This window comes from Actinacidiphila yanglinensis (genome assembly GCF_900107965.1).
Taxonomy (GTDB): Bacteria; Actinomycetota; Actinomycetes; order Streptomycetales; family Streptomycetaceae; genus Actinacidiphila; species Actinacidiphila yanglinensis.
In genome coordinates this window covers 640496-656895 of the sequence record NZ_FNVU01000001.1, presented here as the reverse complement: position 1 = coordinate 656895, position 16400 = coordinate 640496, and the positions used below count along the sequence as shown (strand labels likewise).

12 protein-coding genes are annotated in these 16400 nt (G+C 73.6%); 4 read left to right on the top strand and 8 right to left on the bottom strand.

What is annotated here, in order from left to right; genetic code table 11:
- Positions 1-249 precede the first annotated feature (249 nt).
- From murD to mraZ, 8 genes are all read right to left on the bottom strand, one after another.
- Complete coding sequence (gene murD, locus C4U44_RS02725; RefSeq protein WP_103883915.1) at positions 250-1731, bottom strand: UDP-N-acetylmuramoyl-L-alanine--D-glutamate ligase; 1482 nt, start codon at positions 1729-1731, stop codon at positions 250-252.
- A complete protein-coding gene (mraY, locus tag C4U44_RS02720; RefSeq protein WP_103883914.1) occupies positions 1728-2792 on the bottom strand; it encodes a phospho-N-acetylmuramoyl-pentapeptide-transferase in 1065 nt (354 codons plus the stop codon). Before mraY ends, murD begins: the two co-directional genes overlap by 4 nt.
- Complete coding sequence (locus C4U44_RS02715) at positions 2789-4231, bottom strand: UDP-N-acetylmuramoyl-tripeptide--D-alanyl-D-alanine ligase (RefSeq protein ID WP_103883913.1); 1443 nt, start codon at positions 4229-4231, stop codon at positions 2789-2791. Before C4U44_RS02715 ends, mraY begins: the two co-directional genes overlap by 4 nt.
- Entirely contained in the window at positions 4228-5823 is a 1596-nt protein-coding gene (locus C4U44_RS02710; RefSeq protein ID WP_235031790.1) for a UDP-N-acetylmuramoyl-L-alanyl-D-glutamate--2,6-diaminopimelate ligase, read from the bottom strand. Before C4U44_RS02710 ends, C4U44_RS02715 begins: the two co-directional genes overlap by 4 nt.
- 113 nt (positions 5824-5936) lie before the next feature.
- Positions 5937-7928, bottom strand: a complete 1992-nt coding sequence (locus tag C4U44_RS02705) for a peptidoglycan D,D-transpeptidase FtsI family protein (protein ID WP_103883912.1) — start codon at positions 7926-7928, stop codon at positions 5937-5939.
- A gap of 151 nt (positions 7929-8079) precedes the next feature.
- Positions 8080-8643, bottom strand: coding sequence for a cell division protein FtsL (locus C4U44_RS02700; protein WP_200823109.1), 564 nt, complete (start codon positions 8641-8643; stop codon positions 8080-8082).
- Positions 8640-9608: a 16S rRNA (cytosine(1402)-N(4))-methyltransferase RsmH gene (gene rsmH, locus C4U44_RS02695; protein ID WP_103883911.1), complete on the bottom strand. Its 969-nt coding sequence runs from the start codon at positions 9606-9608 to the stop codon at positions 8640-8642. The genes C4U44_RS02700 and rsmH overlap by 4 nt, the downstream gene beginning before the upstream one ends.
- Positions 9609-9940: 332 nt before the next feature.
- Complete coding sequence (gene mraZ, locus C4U44_RS02690) at positions 9941-10381, bottom strand: division/cell wall cluster transcriptional repressor MraZ (protein WP_322973538.1); 441 nt, start codon at positions 10379-10381, stop codon at positions 9941-9943.
- Between the two features lie 200 nt (positions 10382-10581).
- Between mraZ and C4U44_RS02685 the strand changes: the two genes are divergently transcribed.
- The 4 genes from C4U44_RS02685 (at position 10582) to C4U44_RS02670 (ending at position 16193) form a co-directional block, all read left to right on the top strand.
- Positions 10582-11136 carry a beta-class carbonic anhydrase gene (locus C4U44_RS02685; RefSeq protein WP_103883909.1) on the top strand — a complete coding sequence of 185 codons (555 nt, stop codon included), beginning with the start codon at positions 10582-10584 and terminating at the stop codon, positions 11134-11136.
- A gap of 151 nt (positions 11137-11287) precedes the next feature.
- On the top strand, positions 11288-12334 hold the full coding sequence (locus C4U44_RS02680) for an AAA family ATPase (RefSeq protein ID WP_103884176.1): 1047 nt from the start codon (positions 11288-11290) through the stop codon (positions 12332-12334).
- Positions 12334-13797 carry a DUF58 domain-containing protein gene (locus C4U44_RS02675; protein WP_103883908.1) on the top strand — a complete coding sequence of 488 codons (1464 nt, stop codon included), beginning with the start codon at positions 12334-12336 and terminating at the stop codon, positions 13795-13797. The genes C4U44_RS02680 and C4U44_RS02675 overlap by 1 nt, the downstream gene beginning before the upstream one ends.
- Complete coding sequence (locus C4U44_RS02670; protein WP_103883907.1) at positions 13794-16193, top strand: transglutaminase family protein; 2400 nt, start codon at positions 13794-13796, stop codon at positions 16191-16193. Before C4U44_RS02675 ends, C4U44_RS02670 begins: the two co-directional genes overlap by 4 nt.
- Positions 16194-16400: the final 207 nt, after the last annotated feature.

Below are 16400 nucleotides of genomic sequence, written 5' to 3'. Positions count from 1 at the left end.
CGGCACCGCGCGCCGCCGCGGGACGGCCCGCGGCCCGCTCGGCACCCGGCACCCGGCGCGCGGGCGGCTCGGAGGCGCGGCGGGCGGACGGCTCGGGGGCGCGGCGGGCGGATGGACGCGCGGGACGCGCCTCGGGCGGCGAGGCACCGGTGCGGTCCTCGCCGCCCGAGGCGGTGGAGCGGTGTGGCGGCATGCGTCCCCTCCGTCGGTGCGCGGCGCCGGCGGCCCGCCGTCGGGGGCGGGGGCCGGCTAGTCGGCGCCCTGGTCGCCGGCCTGCCCGGTGCGGGCCGGCAGGGCCCGTACCGCCTCGGCGAACATATCGCCGCGCTGGTTGTAGTTGGTGAACATGTCCATCGACGCACAGGCCGGGGCGAGCAGGACCGTGTCACCCGGCTGGGCGAGGTCGCGGGCCGTGCCGACGGCGGCGGACATCGCCCCAGTGTCGGTCCGTTCCAGCTCCACCACGGGTACTTGCGGGGCGTGTCGCGCGAGCGCTTCGCGGATCACCGCCCGGTCGGCGCCGAACAGCACCGCCGCGCGCAGCCTGGGGGCGGCCTTGGCGGCCAGCTCGTCGAACTCCGCGCCCTTGGCCAGTCCCCCGGCCAGCCAGACCACCGACGGGTAGGCGACCAGCGACGCCTCCGCGGCATGGGTGTTGGTGGCCTTGGAATCGTCGACGTACGTGACGTCGTCGACGACGGCCACCTCCTCGATGCGGTGGGCGTCGGGCCGGAAGGCGCGCAGTCCCTCGCGCACGGCCGCCGGTTCGACACCGTAGGCGCGGGCGAGGGCGGCGGCGGCGAGCGCGTTGGCGACGTTGTGCGGAGCGGGCGGACGGACGTCGGCGACCTCCGCGAGCTCCTGCGCCTGGTGCTGCCGGTCCTCGACGAAGGCACGGTCCACGAGGATGCCGTCGACCACGCCGAACTCCGAGGGCCGGGGGGCCTCCAGGGTGAAGCCGATGGCCCGGCAGCCCTCCTCGACGTCGGCCTCGCGGACCAGTCGCTCGGTCTCCGGGTCGGCGGTGTTGTACACGCAGGCGACCTGGTTGCCCTGGTAGATCCGGCCCTTGTCCGCGGCGTACGCGGCCATCGAGCCGTGCCAGTCGAGGTGGTCGGGCGCGAGGTTGAGCACGACCGCGGAGTGCGGGCGGACGCTGGGCGCCCAGTGCAGCTGGTAGCTGGACAGCTCGACGGCGAGCACGTCATAAGGAGGGCGGGGGCCCTCCGGGTCGCCGAGGACGACGTCGAAGAGCGAGACGCCGATGTTGCCGACGGCCGCGGTGCGCAGGCCCGCCGCGGTGAGGATGGCGGCGAGCATGCGGGTGGCGGTGGTCTTGCCGTTGGTGCCGGTGATGGCGAGCCAGGGCGCCGCGCCGGGACCGCGCAGCCGCCAGGCGAGTTCGACGTCGCCCCACACCCGCACGTCCGCGGCTTCGGCGGCCGCGAACAGGGGGCTGGACGGCTTCCAGCCCGGCGTGGTGACGACCAGTTCAGTCCCGGCCGGGAGGGTGTCGGCGTCGCCGAGGCGCACGGCGATGCCGAGCGCCTCCAGTTCGGCCGCCTCGGCCTGCTGCCGGTCGCCCGCCGGACCGTTGACCACGGTGACCCGGGCGCCCAGTTGGTGCAGCGCCTTCGCGGCGGGCACCCCGGAGACGCCGAGCCCGGCGACCGTGACGTGCGCGTCCTTGAACTCGGCCGGGTCCTCGAAGGTCCGACGGGCGCCCGTCACGAGGCCGCCACCCAGGCCGCGTAGAACACGCCGAGTCCGACGGCCATGCACATGCCCTGGACGATCCAGAACCTGACCACCACCAGGACCTCGCTCCACCCCTTGAGTTCGAAGTGGTGCTGCAGCGGCGCCATCCGGAAGACCCGCTTGCCGGTGAGCCGGAAGGAGCCGACCTGGATCACGACGGACATGGTGATCAGGACGAACAGGCCGCCGAGGATGGCGAGCAGCAGCTCGGTGCGCGAGCAGATCGCCAGCCCGGCCAGCGCCCCGCCCAGGGCGAGCGAGCCGGTGTCACCCATGAAGATCTTCGCCGGCGAGGTGTTCCACCACAGGAAGCCGAAGCAGGCCCCCATCAACGCCGCGGCGACCACGGCCAGGTCGAGCGGGTCGCGTACCTCGTAACAGGCGCCGTTGGCGCTGACCGGGGCGCCGCACCACTGGCCGTACTGCCACACGCCGATGACCGTGTAGGCGGCGAAGACCATCACGGACGCGCCGGTGGCCAGGCCGTCGAGACCGTCGGTGAGGTTCACGCCGTTGGACATCGCCAGGATCATGAACAGCGCCCAGATCACGAAGATCACCGGGCCGATGGACCAGCCGAAGTCCGTGGTGAAGGAGAGCTTCGTGGACGCCGGGGTCTGGCCGCGCGAGTCGTGGAAGTTCATCGCCAGCACCGCGAAGGCGATGCCGACGATGAGCTGCCCGGCCATCTTCGCCTTGGCCCGCAGGCCGAGGCTGCGCTGCTTGACGATCTTGATGTAGTCGTCGAGGAAGCCCACCAGGCCCATGCCGACGGTCAGGAACAGCACCAGCACCCCGGACAGGGTGGGCTTCTCACCGGTGGCCAGCTTGGTGATCGCGTACGCGAGCAGGGTGGCCAGGATGAAGGCGATACCGCCCATGGTGGGGGTGCCGCGCTTGCTGTGGTGAGCCTGCGGGCCGTCGTCCCGGATCATCTGCCCGTAGCCCTTGCTGGCCAGCAGCCGGATCAGCAGCGGTGTGCCGAACAGCGACAGGAACAGTCCCAGGACGCCGGAGACGAGGATCTGCTTCATCGGGTGGCACCCTCGCGGGCCACTCCGGAGCCGCCCCCGGCCTCGATCAGCGCGAGGGCCACGGACTCGAGCCCGACCGACCTCGATGCCTTCACCAGCACGACGTCACCCGGCCGCGCTTCCGCGCGCACCAGGTCGATCGCCGCCTCCGCGTCGGACACGTGCACCGACTCCTCACCCCACGAACCCTCGTTGTAGGCGCCCATTTGCAGCCACCCGGCTTCGGTTCCGCCGACGGCCACGAGCTTGCTGACGTTGAGCCGGACGGCCAGCCGCCCCACCGCGTCGTGCTCCGCGAGCGACCGCTCGCCGAGTTCGGCCATCAGTCCGAGCACCGCCCACGTACGGCCCCCCCGGGCCTGTGCGGAGCTGCCCATAGCGGCAAGTGTGCGCAGGGCTGCTCTCATGGATTCCGGGTTCGCGTTGTAGGCGTCGTTGATGACCGTCACGCCGTCGGGCAGCTCGGTGACCTCCATCCGCCAGTGCGAGAGCGTGTCCGCCGCGCAGAGCGCGGCGGCGATCTCCTCGACAGGCATGCCGAGTTCACGGGCGACGGCGGCCGCGGCGAGCGCGTTCGACACGTGATGCTCACCGTACAGGCGCAAGGCCACGTCGGCGCACCCGGAGGGTGTTCGCAGCGTGAAGATGGCCTGCCCGCTGCTGTTCAGCGTCACGTTCTCGGCACGTACGTCCGCTTCGGGGGCTTCGCCGAAGGTCACCACCTTCGCCTTGGTTCGGGTACGCATGGCACTCACCAGCGGGTCGTCGGCGTTGAGCACGGCGATGCCGCCGTCGGCCTCGGCCGGCAGCGACTCCACGAGTTCGCCCTTGGCCTGCGCGATCTGCTCGCGCCCGCCGAACTCGCCGATGTGCGCGCTGCCCACGTTGAGCACCAGCCCGATCCGCGGCGGGGTGAGCCCGGTGAGGTAGGCGATGTGGCCGATGCCCCGGGCACCCATCTCCAGCACGAGGTGACGGGTCCCCTCGTCGGCGCTGAGCGCGGTCAGCGGGAGGCCGATCTCGTTGTTGAGGGAGCCGGGGGTCCACACGGTCGGTGCCAGGCGCTGCAGGAGCTGCGCGAGCAGGTCCTTGGTGCTGGTCTTGCCGGCCGACCCGGTGAGCGCCACCACGGTCGCGCCCAACTGCTCGATGACGTACCGGGCGAGCGCGCCGAGCGCGGCCTGCACGTCCTCCACCACGATGGCGGGCACGCCGACCGGGCGGGCCGCGAGCACCGCGACCGCCCCGTCCGCGACCGCGCCGGCGGCGAAGTCGTGGCCGTCCGAGCGCTCGCCGGCGAAGGCGACGAACAGGGCGCCGGGGACCACCTCGCGGGAGTCCCGGACCACCGGCCCGGTGATGCGTACCGCATTGTCCGGTATGTCGTGCGTGCTCCCGCCGACCGCACGTGCGACCTCGGCGAGGGTGAGGGGGATCACAGTTCTTGTCGGTCCTTCTCGATCGCGGCGCGCAGCACCTCTCGGTCGTCGAAGGGGCGCACCTCTCCGTCGATGTCCTGGCCCTGCTCATGTCCCTTGCCGGCGACCAGCACGATGTCGCCGGGCCGCGCGAGCGCGACGGCGGCGGCCACCGCGGCGGCCCGGTCGGGTTCGACGATGACGTGTCCGCGCTGCCCGGACGGCACCTCGGCGGCGCCGGCCAGCATGGCGGTCAGGATCTGCAGCGGGTCCTCCGAGCGGGGGTTGTCGGACGTGAGCACGGCGGTGTCGGCGAGCCGGGCGGCGGCGGCGCCCATCGGCCCCCGCTTGGTGGCGTCCCGGTCACCCCCGCAGCCGAGCACCACGTGGATACGGCCCTCGGTGGTGGTGCGCAGCGCGCGCAGCACGGACTCGACGGCGTCGGTCTTGTGGGCGTAGTCCACGACCGCCAGGTAGGGCTGGCCGGCGTCGACCCGCTCCAGCCGGCCCGGGACGCCGGGGACGGCGGCGATGCCGTCGGCGGCGGTCTGCGGGTCGAGGCCGGCGGCGGCCAACGCGACCAGCGCGGCAAGGGTGTTGGCGACGTTGAACGGACCGGGCAGCGGCGCCACGGCCTGCACCCGCTCGCCCTTGGGGCCGATCGCGGTGAAGCGGCTGTCCATCGGCCCGGCCTGGACGTCCTCGGCCCGCCAGTCGGCGTCGAGGCTGCCCTGCGCGGAGAACGTCACCAGGGGCACGCCGGCCTCCGCGACGAGCCGGCGGCCGTACTCGTCGTCGAGGTTGACCACGCCCAGCCGGGAGCGCCGCGGGGTGAACAGCCGCGCCTTGGCCTGGAAGTAGTCCTCCATGCCGGAGTGGAACTCCATGTGCTCCGGGCTGAGGTTGGTGAAGACCGCGACGTCGAAGACGGTGCCGTCGACCCGGCCGAGGATCAGGGCATGGCTGGAGACCTCCATGACCGCGGCGTCCACGCCGCGCTCGCGCATCACCGCGAACAGCGCCTGGAGGTCGGTGGCCTCGGGGGTGGTGCGCTCGCTCTTGATCCGCTCGTCGCCGATCCGGGTCTCGACGGTGCCGATCAGTCCGGTGCGGCCGGCCGCGTGCCCGGCGCGCAGCCCGCCCTCGGCGAGGTACGACGTGGTGGTCTTGCCGGAGGTGCCGGTGATGCCGATCCGCAGCATGCCCTCGCCGGGCCGGCCGTAGACGGCGGCGGCGAGCTCGCCCATCTCGGCGCGCGGGTCGGCCGCGGTGAGCACGGGCAGGCCGGTGGCGGCGGCCCGTTCGGCGCCGTCGGGATCGGTCAGCACGGCCACCGCACCGGCCGCCGCGGCCTGCGCGGCGAAGTCGGCGCCATGCGCGCGGGCGCCGGGCAGGGCGGCGTACAGGTCGCCGGGGCGGACCGCGCGGGAGTCGTGCGTGATACCGGTGACGTGCGGGTCGTCGGCGGCGGGCGCGCCACCGTCCCAGGAGCCGGCCGGGGCCGGGCCGGGCGCGCTCAGGCGGCGGGCGAGGTCGGCCAGCGGCGTGGGGCGCACGTGCGCCGGGCGCGGCGCGCCCGGCTGTCTGAGGGTGGATTGATCAGCTGTGGGCACGGCGGCGAGGTTACCCGCCGATCCGGGGTCCGGGCCAAAACGGTCGCCGCCGTGCCGGGTGGTGCGCTCCGGTACGGGGCGGGCGGACGGGTTGGGGTGGCCGCCGATGGTGATCACCCGACTTTCTTGTCCGTGGTGGCGGGGTCGGACGGGTCCCAGGTGACCGGCAGCTGCGGCGCGTGCGATCCGGAGGGCGCCACGCCCAGGGACTTGAGTGCGAACTGCATGACCTGCTTGAAGACCGGGCCGCAGATGTCGCCGCCGAAGTAGCTGCCCTTGGTGGGGTTCTGGATCACGCAGGAGATCGTCACCCGGGGTTTGTCGGCCGGCGCGAAGCCCATGAAGGACGAGGTGTACCCCTTGTAGCGGCCGGTCGCCGGGTCCACCCGGTTGGCCGTACCGGTCTTGCCCGCGACGCGGTAGCCGTCGATCCGGGCGTTGATGCCGGTGCCCTGCTCGCTGCCGACCACGGACTCCAGCATCTGCGACACGGTGCTGGCGGTCTTCGTGCTCACCACGCGGGTCTTCTTGGGTGCGGCGGCGGGCACGAAGCGGCCGTCGGGGCCGGTGGTGCCGCGGATCAGGCTGGGCTCGACCCGCACGCCGCCGTTGGCGATCGTGGAGTACACCGAGGTGGCCTGCAGGGCGTTGAGCGAGAGGCCCTGGCCGAAGGGGATGGTGTACTGCTGGGAGGCGTTCCAGTCCTGCGGTTTGGCGAGGATGCCCGGGGTCTCGCCGGGGAACCCGACGCCGGTGGGCTGGCCGATGCCGAACTTCCGCAGGTAGGAGTAGAGCACCTGGTTGGCCTGCTGCTGGGTCTTGCCGAGCTGCCCGCTGGCCTCGATGGTGCCGATGTTGCTGGACTTGGCCAGCACCCCGTTGAGGGTGAGGTACCAGGTGCCGTGGTCGACGTCGTCGTGGAAGATCCGGTCGGCGCGCGGCAGGGTGCCGGGCACGGTGATGCGGGTGGTGGGGGTGGCGGAACCGGTGTCGATGATCGCGGACATGGACATCAGCTTGCTGACGCTGCCGGGTTCGTACGCGTCCTGCATCGCGGCGTTGCCCAGCGCGTCGGGGTCGGCGTGCGACAGGTCGTTGGCGTTGAAGCCGGGCGCGTCGGCCATCGCGAGCACCTGGCCGGTGCGGGGGTCCTGGACGACCACGTAGCCGCGGTCCGCCTGGGACTTCTGCACCTGCTTGGTGATCGCGGACTGGGCGGCCCACTGGATGTCGCGGTCGAGGGTGAGCTGCACGTCGGTGCCCGGCACGGCGGGCTGCTCCTGGCTGCCCGCGGTGGGCACCTGGCGGCCGTCGGACTGGGCGTAGCGGATCTTGCCGTTCTGGCCCGCGAGTTCCTTGTCGAGCATGGACTCCAGGCCGCCCGCGCCCTGCCCGTCGCTGTTGACGAAGCCGATGACGCCCGCGGCGAGGTCGCCGGCCGGGTAGACCCGCTTGGAGTGGGGCACGTCGAAGATCCCGGCGAGCACGTCGGCGCCCTGGCCCGCGGCGGCCTTGGCGGCGAGGGTGGACTTCAGGTCCTGGATCTGGTTCCACGCCTGCGGCGACTGCTGCTGGGCGACGATCTGGTAGCGGGAGCCGGGGGTGGCGAGCTGCCGGGCGATCTTCGTGGCGTCGCCGCCGACGATCGGCGCGAGCAGCTGCGCGGCCTGCTGCGGCGCGTCCCTGACCTTGGCCTGCGCGGGCGTGAACAGGTACGGGTCGGCGGTGATGTCGAAGGCGTCCACGGTGGTCGCCAGGTCCACGCCGGAGCGGTCGGTGATGGTGCCCCGGTCGGCGGTGACCTCGTGGGTGACCCAGCGGTTGACGGCCGCCTTCGCCGCGTACGCCGACGCGTCGACGGCCTGCACCTGCAGCAGTCGCACCACGAACACCGCCATCACCAGCGTCAGCACCACCCCGACCAGCCGCAGCCTGGGGCGGGCGGCGCCGAGGCGTACGGCCCGCGGGCCGCGCGGCCGCGACGGGCGCGGTGCGGGGGTACGGCTCACCGGGCGGGAGCGGCGCGGGCGGGGGGTACCCGCGGCGCGGGACCGGCCGGACCCGTCGGACGAGCCCGACCCGGCGGACGGGCCGGGCCGGGGCACGCGGGCGGCGCGCGGCCCAGGCTGCGGCTGGTCGGGGCCCGCGGCATCGGCGCCCGGTCGCGGCGCGGCGGGCCGGGCGGTGCGGCGGGCCTGCGGCCGCCGTGGTCCGTCGCCGTGCGGGCCGTCTGCGTCATCGCGAGGGGTCACGCGCTCACCTGCCGGGGGTCGGGATCGACGTCGAAGGGGTGCTGGTCGGGAGGGTCGGGGCGGTAGGGACGGTCGTCACGGGGGCGGTCGGCGTGGTCGTCGCCGTGGTGCCCACGAGCGGGGTCGCCGGCGCGGTGGTCGGTGCGGGCGGGGGCGCGGGCGGCGCGGTCGCGGGCGACGGCGAGCCCTGCACCTTGCCGTCGGAGTCGAGGAAGGCGGGATTGCCGCCCGGCACCATGCCCAGCTCGCGGGCCCGCCGCTCCAGCGAGTCCGGCGCCGAGTAGCCGTCGACCTCCTGCTGGAGCTGCTGCTGCTGGTCGGTGTAGTGGGTGGTCTGGTCCTGCAGCTTGTCCAGCTTGAACGAGTCCTGGTTCACCGCCGCGTTGAGCAGCAGCAGGGAGATCAGACCACCGGCGAGCAGTGTCACGATGAGTACGACGAACGGGGTGCGGGCCGCGGTTGCGGACCGTCCGGCGCCCAGCCGCGCGCCCAGCGCGCTGCCGCGCACCGCGTCCCGTACGGTGCCGCGGGCGCTGCGCCGCCCGTCGCGTCCCGCGCCGCCACTCATCGCACGTCCTCCCGGATGCGTTCCGCGCCGCGCAGCCGGGCCGGTGCGGCCCGGCGGTTCTCGGCGATCTCGTCCTCGCCCGGCAGTTCCGCGCCGCGGGTGAGCAGCTTCAACCGGGGCTGGTACTGCTCGGGCACCACCGGCAGGCCCGGCGGCGCGGAGTGCGCCGCGCCGGCCGCGAAGACCTGCTTGACCAGCCGGTCCTCCAGGGAGTGGTACGAAAGCACCGCGATCCGGCCGCCCACCGCGAGCGCGGCGACCGCCGCCGGAATGGCCCGCTCCAGCACCGACAGCTCGCCGTTGACCTCGATCCGCAGCGCCTGGAAGGTGCGCTTGGCCGGGTTGCCGCCGGTCCGCTTGGCCGCCTGCGGCAGCGCCTGCCGGATCACGTCGACCAGCCGCGCGCTGTCGGTGAACGGCTCCCGCTCCCGCTCGCGCACCACCGCGTCGACGATCTTGCGGGCGAACTTCTCCTCGCCGTACGCCCGCAGGATGCGCACCAGTTCGCCCGGCGGATAGGTGTTCAGCACCTCGGCGGCGCTGATCCCGGTCGACTGGTCCATCCGCATGTCCAGCGGTGCGTCCTGGGCGTAGGCGAAGCCGCGTTCGGCCTCGTCGAGTTGCATCGAGGACACGCCGAGGTCGAACAGCACGCCCTGCACCCGCGGCACCTTCAGCCCCTCCAGCACCTCGGGCAGCTCGTCGTAGACCGCGTGCACCAGGGTGGCGCGCTCCCCGAACGGCGCCAGCCGCTCCCCCGCGAGTTTCAGCGCGGCCGGGTCGCGGTCGACCGCGATCAGCCGGCAGGAGGGGAAGGTGCTCAGCAGCGCCTCGCTGTGCCCGCCGAGCCCGAGCGTGGCGTCGACCACAACGGCCCCGGGCAGCGCGAGCGCGGGGGCCAGCAGGTCGAGGCAGCGCCGCAGCATCACCGGAATGTGCCGCGGGGACGGGGACGGGTTGCTCATGGGGGCCTTATCGCACGGTAGGGGACGTCACAGGACAGGTGGTGACAGGACAGGACGGGTCGGGCCGGAGCGGGTCCGGGCGGGTCGGGTCGGTCGGCCGCCCGACGGGGACGGACGGCGTCGCCTGCCAGACAAGCACGACGGACACGCTACGGCGGGCAGCGGCTCGGTGAACATGGAACCTGGTCCCCGCCCGCTCGGGGGAAACGCCCCTCTGGCACCGGGGAAGTGGTGCCAGCGGGGCAGCGGAGCGGGAGGAGGCCGGGCCGCACGTCATCCGCACCGGGGTGGGACGAAGTGGGGCGCAGGACCGCGTCAGGGCGGGGCCGCGCTCACAGTAATCCGGGCGGAACCTCCTGTGAGAGGGCGGAAAAGCTGTCTTCCTGGGCGGCCAGGTACCGCTCCCACGCCTCGGCCGACCAGATCTCCACCCGGGTGTTCGCGCCGATCACCGCGCAGTCGCGGACCAGGCCCGCGTACTCCCGCAGCGGGTGCGGGACGGTGACCCGGCCCTGCTTGTCGGGGACCTCGTCGTGCGCGCCGGCGAAGAGCACCCGCAGGTAGTCACGGGCGGCCTTGGAGGTGAGGGGCGCGGCGGAGAGCTGCTCGGTGGCGGCCCGGAAGCCGTCAGCCGGCCACACGCACAGGCAGCGCTCCTGCCCGCGGGTGATCACCAGGCCGTCGGCGAGCTGCTCGCGGAAACGGGACGGCAGCACCAGCCGGTTCTTGTCGTCCAGCCGCGGGGTGTAGGTCCCGAGGAATCCCAGGAACACCGCACACCTCCCGCAGACGGCACCACTTCGCGCCACTTTACTCCACCATGCACCACGGTCAACGGCTGCCGAGCCCGGGCGCGCCCCTCCGTACGCCGGGTGCGCCCCTGCGTACACCCGGGTGCGCTCCCGGGTGCGAACGGCGCCGCACGCCATGGGCACGGGTTCGCGAACGCGGCAGCTCGGATACCGTCAGAGACATGTCGATACCTGCCAGCGCCCCCACGAATCCCCCGACCACCGGGGACGTCCATGTCACCGACTCCGTGACCGACCGCCTGGTCGCGGCCAACCAGCGCTATGCCGCGCAGTTCAGCGACCCCGGCATGGGAGCGGCGCCCGTCCAGAAGGTGGCGGTCGTCGCCTGCATGGACGCCCGCATCGACCTGCACAAGGCGCTCGGCCTGGAGTTGGGCGACTGCCACACCATCCGCAACGCGGGCGGGGTGGTCACCGACGACACCATCCGTTCCCTTGCCATCAGTCAGCGCGCCCTGGGTACACGCTCCGTCGTACTCATCCACCACACCAACTGCGGCATGCAGACCATCACCGAGGAGTTCCGCACCGAGCTGGAGCACGAGGTCGGCCAGCGGCCCACCTGGGCGGTCGAGGCGTTCACCGACGTCGACCAGGACGTGCGGCAGTCCATGGCCCGGGTGCGGACCTCCCCGTTCCTGGCCCACACCGGCGACGTGCGCGGCTTCGTCTTCGACGTGCACACCGGTCTGCTGCGGGAAATCACGAACAAGTAACGGCAGGCGAGTGACGTGGCCCTCCTCGTAAGGGAAGAATGCACCATGCGGCACGACCCGCCCGCGGCGGGCGTTGCGCAATCGGGGAGGGCCGCGGTCCAGGGACGACCGAGACCCTGGGGCCCCAATGGAACAGGCCGAGGAGTACCGGGTGACGACCTTTGACGCTCGAGCAGACCTGAGCGATCTGACCACGACCGCGGAGCGGGTGCGCCGGAGCGTGGAGAACGTGATCGAGGGCAAGCCCGAGGTCGTACGCATCGCACTGACCGTTCTGCTGGCCGAGGGCCATCTGCTGATCGAGGACGTGCCGGGCGTGGGCAAGACCATGCTGTCCAAGGCGCTCGCGCGGTCCATCGACTGCTCCGTGCGGCGCATCCAGTTCACGCCCGACCTGCTGCCGTCGGACATCACCGGGGTGAGCGTCTTCGATCAGCAGCAGCGGGACTTCGAGTTCAAGCCCGGGGCGATCTTCGCGCAGATCGTGGTGGGCGACGAGATCAACCGCGCCTCGCCGAAGACCCAGTCGGCGCTGCTGGAGTCGATGGAGGAGCGCCAGGTCACCGTCGACGGCACCAGCTACGAACTGCCCAGGCCCTTCATGGTGATCGCCACCCAGAACCCGGTGGAGATGGAGGGCACCTACCCGCTGCCCGAGGCGCAGCGGGACCGCTTCACCGCCCGGGTCTCGATCGGCTACCCGAGCCCCGAGGCCGAGTTGAAGATGCTCGACGTGCACGGCGGGGTCTCCCCGCTGGACGACCTCCAGCCGGTCGCGCACGCCGACGACATCGTCAAGCTGATCGACGCCGTCCGGCAGGTGCACGTCGCCGAGCCGGTCCGGCGCTACGCGGTCGCCCTGGTCGGCGCCACCCGCAACCACCCGGACCTGCGGCTCGGCGCGTCCCCGCGGGCCACCCTGCACCTGGTGCGGGCGGCCCGCGCGTCCGCGGCGCTGGACGGCCGCGAGTACGTCCTGCCGGACGACGTGCAGTCGCTGGCGTCCGCGGTCCTCGCGCACCGGCTGCTGCCGACCGCGCAGGCCCAGCTCAACCGGCGGACACCCGAGCAGGTGGTGACCGAGATCGTGCAGCGCGTGCCGGTGCCCGACCCGGCCGCCGGCAACGGCGCGGCCGGCTGGCCGCAGCGGCCGGCCGGCCACCCGCAGGCCATGCCGGACGTACCGCGGAGCCTGTGATGAGCTCACCGGCTTCGCCCGCGCCTCCCCCGCCGGGCACCGGGGTGCCGCCGGCCGGGCCGGGCGGGCCCGCCGAGCACCAGGCCAGCGGTTTCCGCCGGGCGCTGGGCGGGCTGACCACCCGCGGCCGGTCCTTCGTGGCCGCCGGGGTGGCCGCGGCCGCCTGCTCCTACGTCCTGGGCCAGTCCGACCTGTTGCGGGTCGGGCTGCTGCTGGCCGTGCTGCCGCTGGTGTGCGTGGCCGTGCTCTACCGCACCCGCTACCGGGTGGCCGGCAGCCGGCGGCTCGCGCCCTCCCGGGTGCCGGCGATGTCCGAGGCCCGGGTGCACCTGCGGGTCGACAACGTCTCGCGGCTGCCCACCGGGCTGCTGATGCTTCAGGACCGGGTGCCGTACGTGCTCGGCCCGCGGCCGCGGTTCGTACTGGACCGGGTGGAGCCCGGCGGTCACCGCGAGGTGTCCTACCGGGTCCGCTCCGACCTGCGCGGCCGCTACCCGCTGGGCCCGCTGCAACTGCGGCTGACCGATCCGTTCGGCATGGTCGAACTCACCCGGTCCTTCAGCGCGTTCGACACCCTCACCGTGGTCCCCCGGGTCGAGCCGCTGCCGCCGGTGCGGCTGGCCGGCGAATCCACCGGGTACGGCGAGAGCCGCACCCGGGCGCTGTCGCTGGCCGGCGACGACGACGTCATCCCGCGCGGCTACCGGCACGGCGACGACCTGCGCCGGGTGCACTGGCGGTCGACCGCCAAGTACGGCGAGCTGATGGTGCGCCGCGAGGAGCAGCCGAACCGGGCGCGCTGCACCGTGCTGCTCGACACCCGCAGGGACGCCTACTTCGGCGCGGGACCCGACTCGGCCTTCGAGTGGGCGGTCTCCGCCGCCGCCTCGGTCTCCACCCACATGCTGGAGCGCGGCTTCGCGGTGCGGCTGCTCACCGACACCGGCAGCAGCGTGCCGGGACCCGAGGGCTCCTCCGGCTACGGCGGCGACTCCGGTGACATGGCCGGCCTGCTGCTGGACACCCTCGCCGTGGTCGACCACTCCGACGGCGAGTCGCTGTCGGCGGCGTACGACGTGCTGCGGTCGGCCAGCGAGGGCCTGCTGGTGGGCTTCTTCGGGGACCTCTACCAGGAACAGGCCGCCACCATCGCGCGGATGCGGCAACGGGCCGGCGGCGCGGTGGCGTTCGTGCTGGACAGCGACGACTGGCTGGCCCGCGAGATCGGCACCCGGCCCGGCCCCGAGCTGTCCGCGGTACGACCGGGGGCCGACGGCGAGGAACCGGACAGCACCGAGCGCGCGGTACGGCTGCTGCGCGAGGCGGGGTGGAACGTGGTCGAGGTGCAACCGGGAGCCGCGCTGCCGGAACTGTGGCAGCAGGCGGACCGTTACCGGTCGCGCGAGGAGACGCAGCAGGCGCAGGCGCGACAGGCGCGGCGCGGAGCGGGGGCGGCGGGATGAGCGGACGGGCACGACTCACGATCTGCGCGGTGGTGGCGTCGGTGCTGTCCGGCGCCGCCCTGCTGCCGCTGACCAGCAACAGCGGCTGGTTCGTCAAGGCGGTGCTGCTGGTCTGCTTCCAGTCCGCGGTGGGCGCGGCGTGCCGGCGGATCCCGCTGGCCCGGCCGCTGACGGTGCTGGTCCAGGCGGTGATGTCGCTGGTCGTGCTGACGGTGATGTTCGCCTCCCAGCCGGCGCTCGGCGGGGTCGTGCCCGGCCCGCAGGCCCTCCAGCAACTCGGCCAGGTGGTCCAGGACGGCATCACCGACGTCTCGAACTTCGCGATCCCCGCGCCGGTCACCCCGGGCATCAGGATCCTGCTGGTCGGCGGGATGGCGATCGTCGCGCTCGCGGTGGACGCGATGGCGGTCACCTACAACAGCGCGGCCCCGGCCGGGCTGCCGCTGCTGGCGCTCTACTCGGTCGCCGCCGGCCTGGCCGACGGCGGCGCGAGCTGGCTGTACTTCCTGCTGGCCGCGAGCGGCTACCTCCTGCTGCTGCTCGCCGAGGGCCGGGACCGGATCTCGCGCTGGGGCCGGGTGTTCAGCAGCGCGCCCCCGAGCAACGCGTGGGGCGGCGGCCAGGCCGGCCCGGCCGGCACCGCGCCCGTGCGCGGCGCCCGCCGGATCGGCGTGATGGCCCTGGGCATCGCGCTCATCGCGCCGGCCGCGCTGCCGTCCCTCGGCAGCGGCCTGCTGGACACCTCCGGCAGCGGCGGCAACGGGATCGGCGGCCGCGGCGGCGGCACGATCAACCTGATCGCGGCGCTCCAGGACAACCTCAACCAGCCCAGCAACAGCGAGGTGTTGACCTACACCACCAACGCCAAGCCGGCGACCGGCATGTACCTGCGGATCGCGGCGCTGGACAAGTTCGACGGCAAGGAGTGGTCGCCGTCGGACCTGCCGACCGAGCCGCTGCCGAGCACCCTGCCGACGCCGCAGGGCATGTCGTCCGAGGTGAAGTACACGACCGCCACCACGCAGGTGCGGGTCGACGACAGCTACGTGCAGGGCCTGCTGCCGGTGCCGTTCCCAGCGGCGAGCCTGCAGACCTCCGGCGACTGGAAGTTCCAGCCCGAGGGCCGGATGATCGTCGGCGAGCACGGCCAGACCGCGGCCGGCCAGCGCTACACCGTCACCAGCATGCAGATCGACCCGACCGCTGCCCAGCTCGCCGACGCGCCCCCGGCCACCGGCCGGATCGCGAAGCAGTACGAGCAGGTGCCCGACTCGCTGCCGGCGATCGTCAAGCAGACCGCGCTGCGCGAGACCAAAGGCGCCACCAGCGACTACCAGAAGGCGGTCGACCTCCAGAACTACTTCACCTCCGGCCAGTTCGTGTACAACACGCAGGCCAAGGCGGGCACCGGGGTCGACGCGATCGCCCGGTTCCTCCAGACGAAAGAGGGCTTCTGCGTCCACTTCGCCTTCACCATGGCGGCGATGGCCCGCACCCTGCACATTCCCGCGAGGGTCGCGATCGGCTTCACCCCCGGCTCGCCCGCGCCCAACGGTGACGGCGTGATGTCGGTGGGCCTGAAGGACGCGCACGCCTGGCCGGAGCTGTACTTCGAGGGGATCGGCTGGACCCGGTTCGAGCCGACGCCGTACCGCGGCACCGCACCCGACTACACGATCGCGCCCGCCCCCTCCGGCAAGAGCAACCAGCAGGACCTCGCACCGCACACCTCCGCGCCCACCGCGACCGCCACCGCCACGCCCTCGTCGAGCTGCGCCCAGGGCGACCCGGCGGCGGGCAGCGACTGCTCGCAGGCCGCGCTGCCCGCGAGCGGCGGCTCCGGCGGCGGGTTCGGCGGCGGCCGGAACGCGCTGATCGCGCTGGCCGCGCTGCTGGTGCTGCTCGCTCCGACCACGCCGCTGCTGTGGCGCACCCGCGTCCGCAGACGAAGGCTCGGCGGCGGAGGGGACCGGACCGAAGGGCTCGCCCTGTCCGCATGGCGGGAGGTGCTCGACACCGGCTGGGACTACGGCATCCCGCCCGACGACTCGGAGACGCCGCGGCGCGCGATGGCCCGGCTGGTACGGGACGGGCACCTGGAGGGCGAGGCGGCCGAGTCCGCCGCCGCGCTCGCGACGGCGGTGGAGCAGACCCTCTACGCCGCCCGCCCCCAGCCCACACCGGGGCTCGCGGAGGAGGTGCACCGGGTCCACCGTGGTCTGCGGGCCGGCGTGAACCGCCGCAGCCGTGTACGGGCACTCCTCCTGCCCCGCTCCGCGGCCCGCGTCGGATGGGCCCTCTCCGCCCGCTGGAGCAGTCTCACCACACGGCTCCGCGAGACCGTCCGCCGCATCACCGCCCCCCTGCGCAGGCGCACAGCCCGCCAGCCCTCCTGACCGCTGTGGGGTGCCCTCACGCCAGAGGGCACCCCACACCGGCACACGGCACCCTCACGCGCGAGAACTCACAGGGGCGCGCGGGGCACCCTCACGGGAGACGGCACCCCACAGGGGCGCTGGGGGCACCTCCCAGCCGCCAGGCCGGGGGAGGAACTGCTCCCCCAGAGCTCCGCCTGGGAGGTACCCCCACAACCCACCACCGGC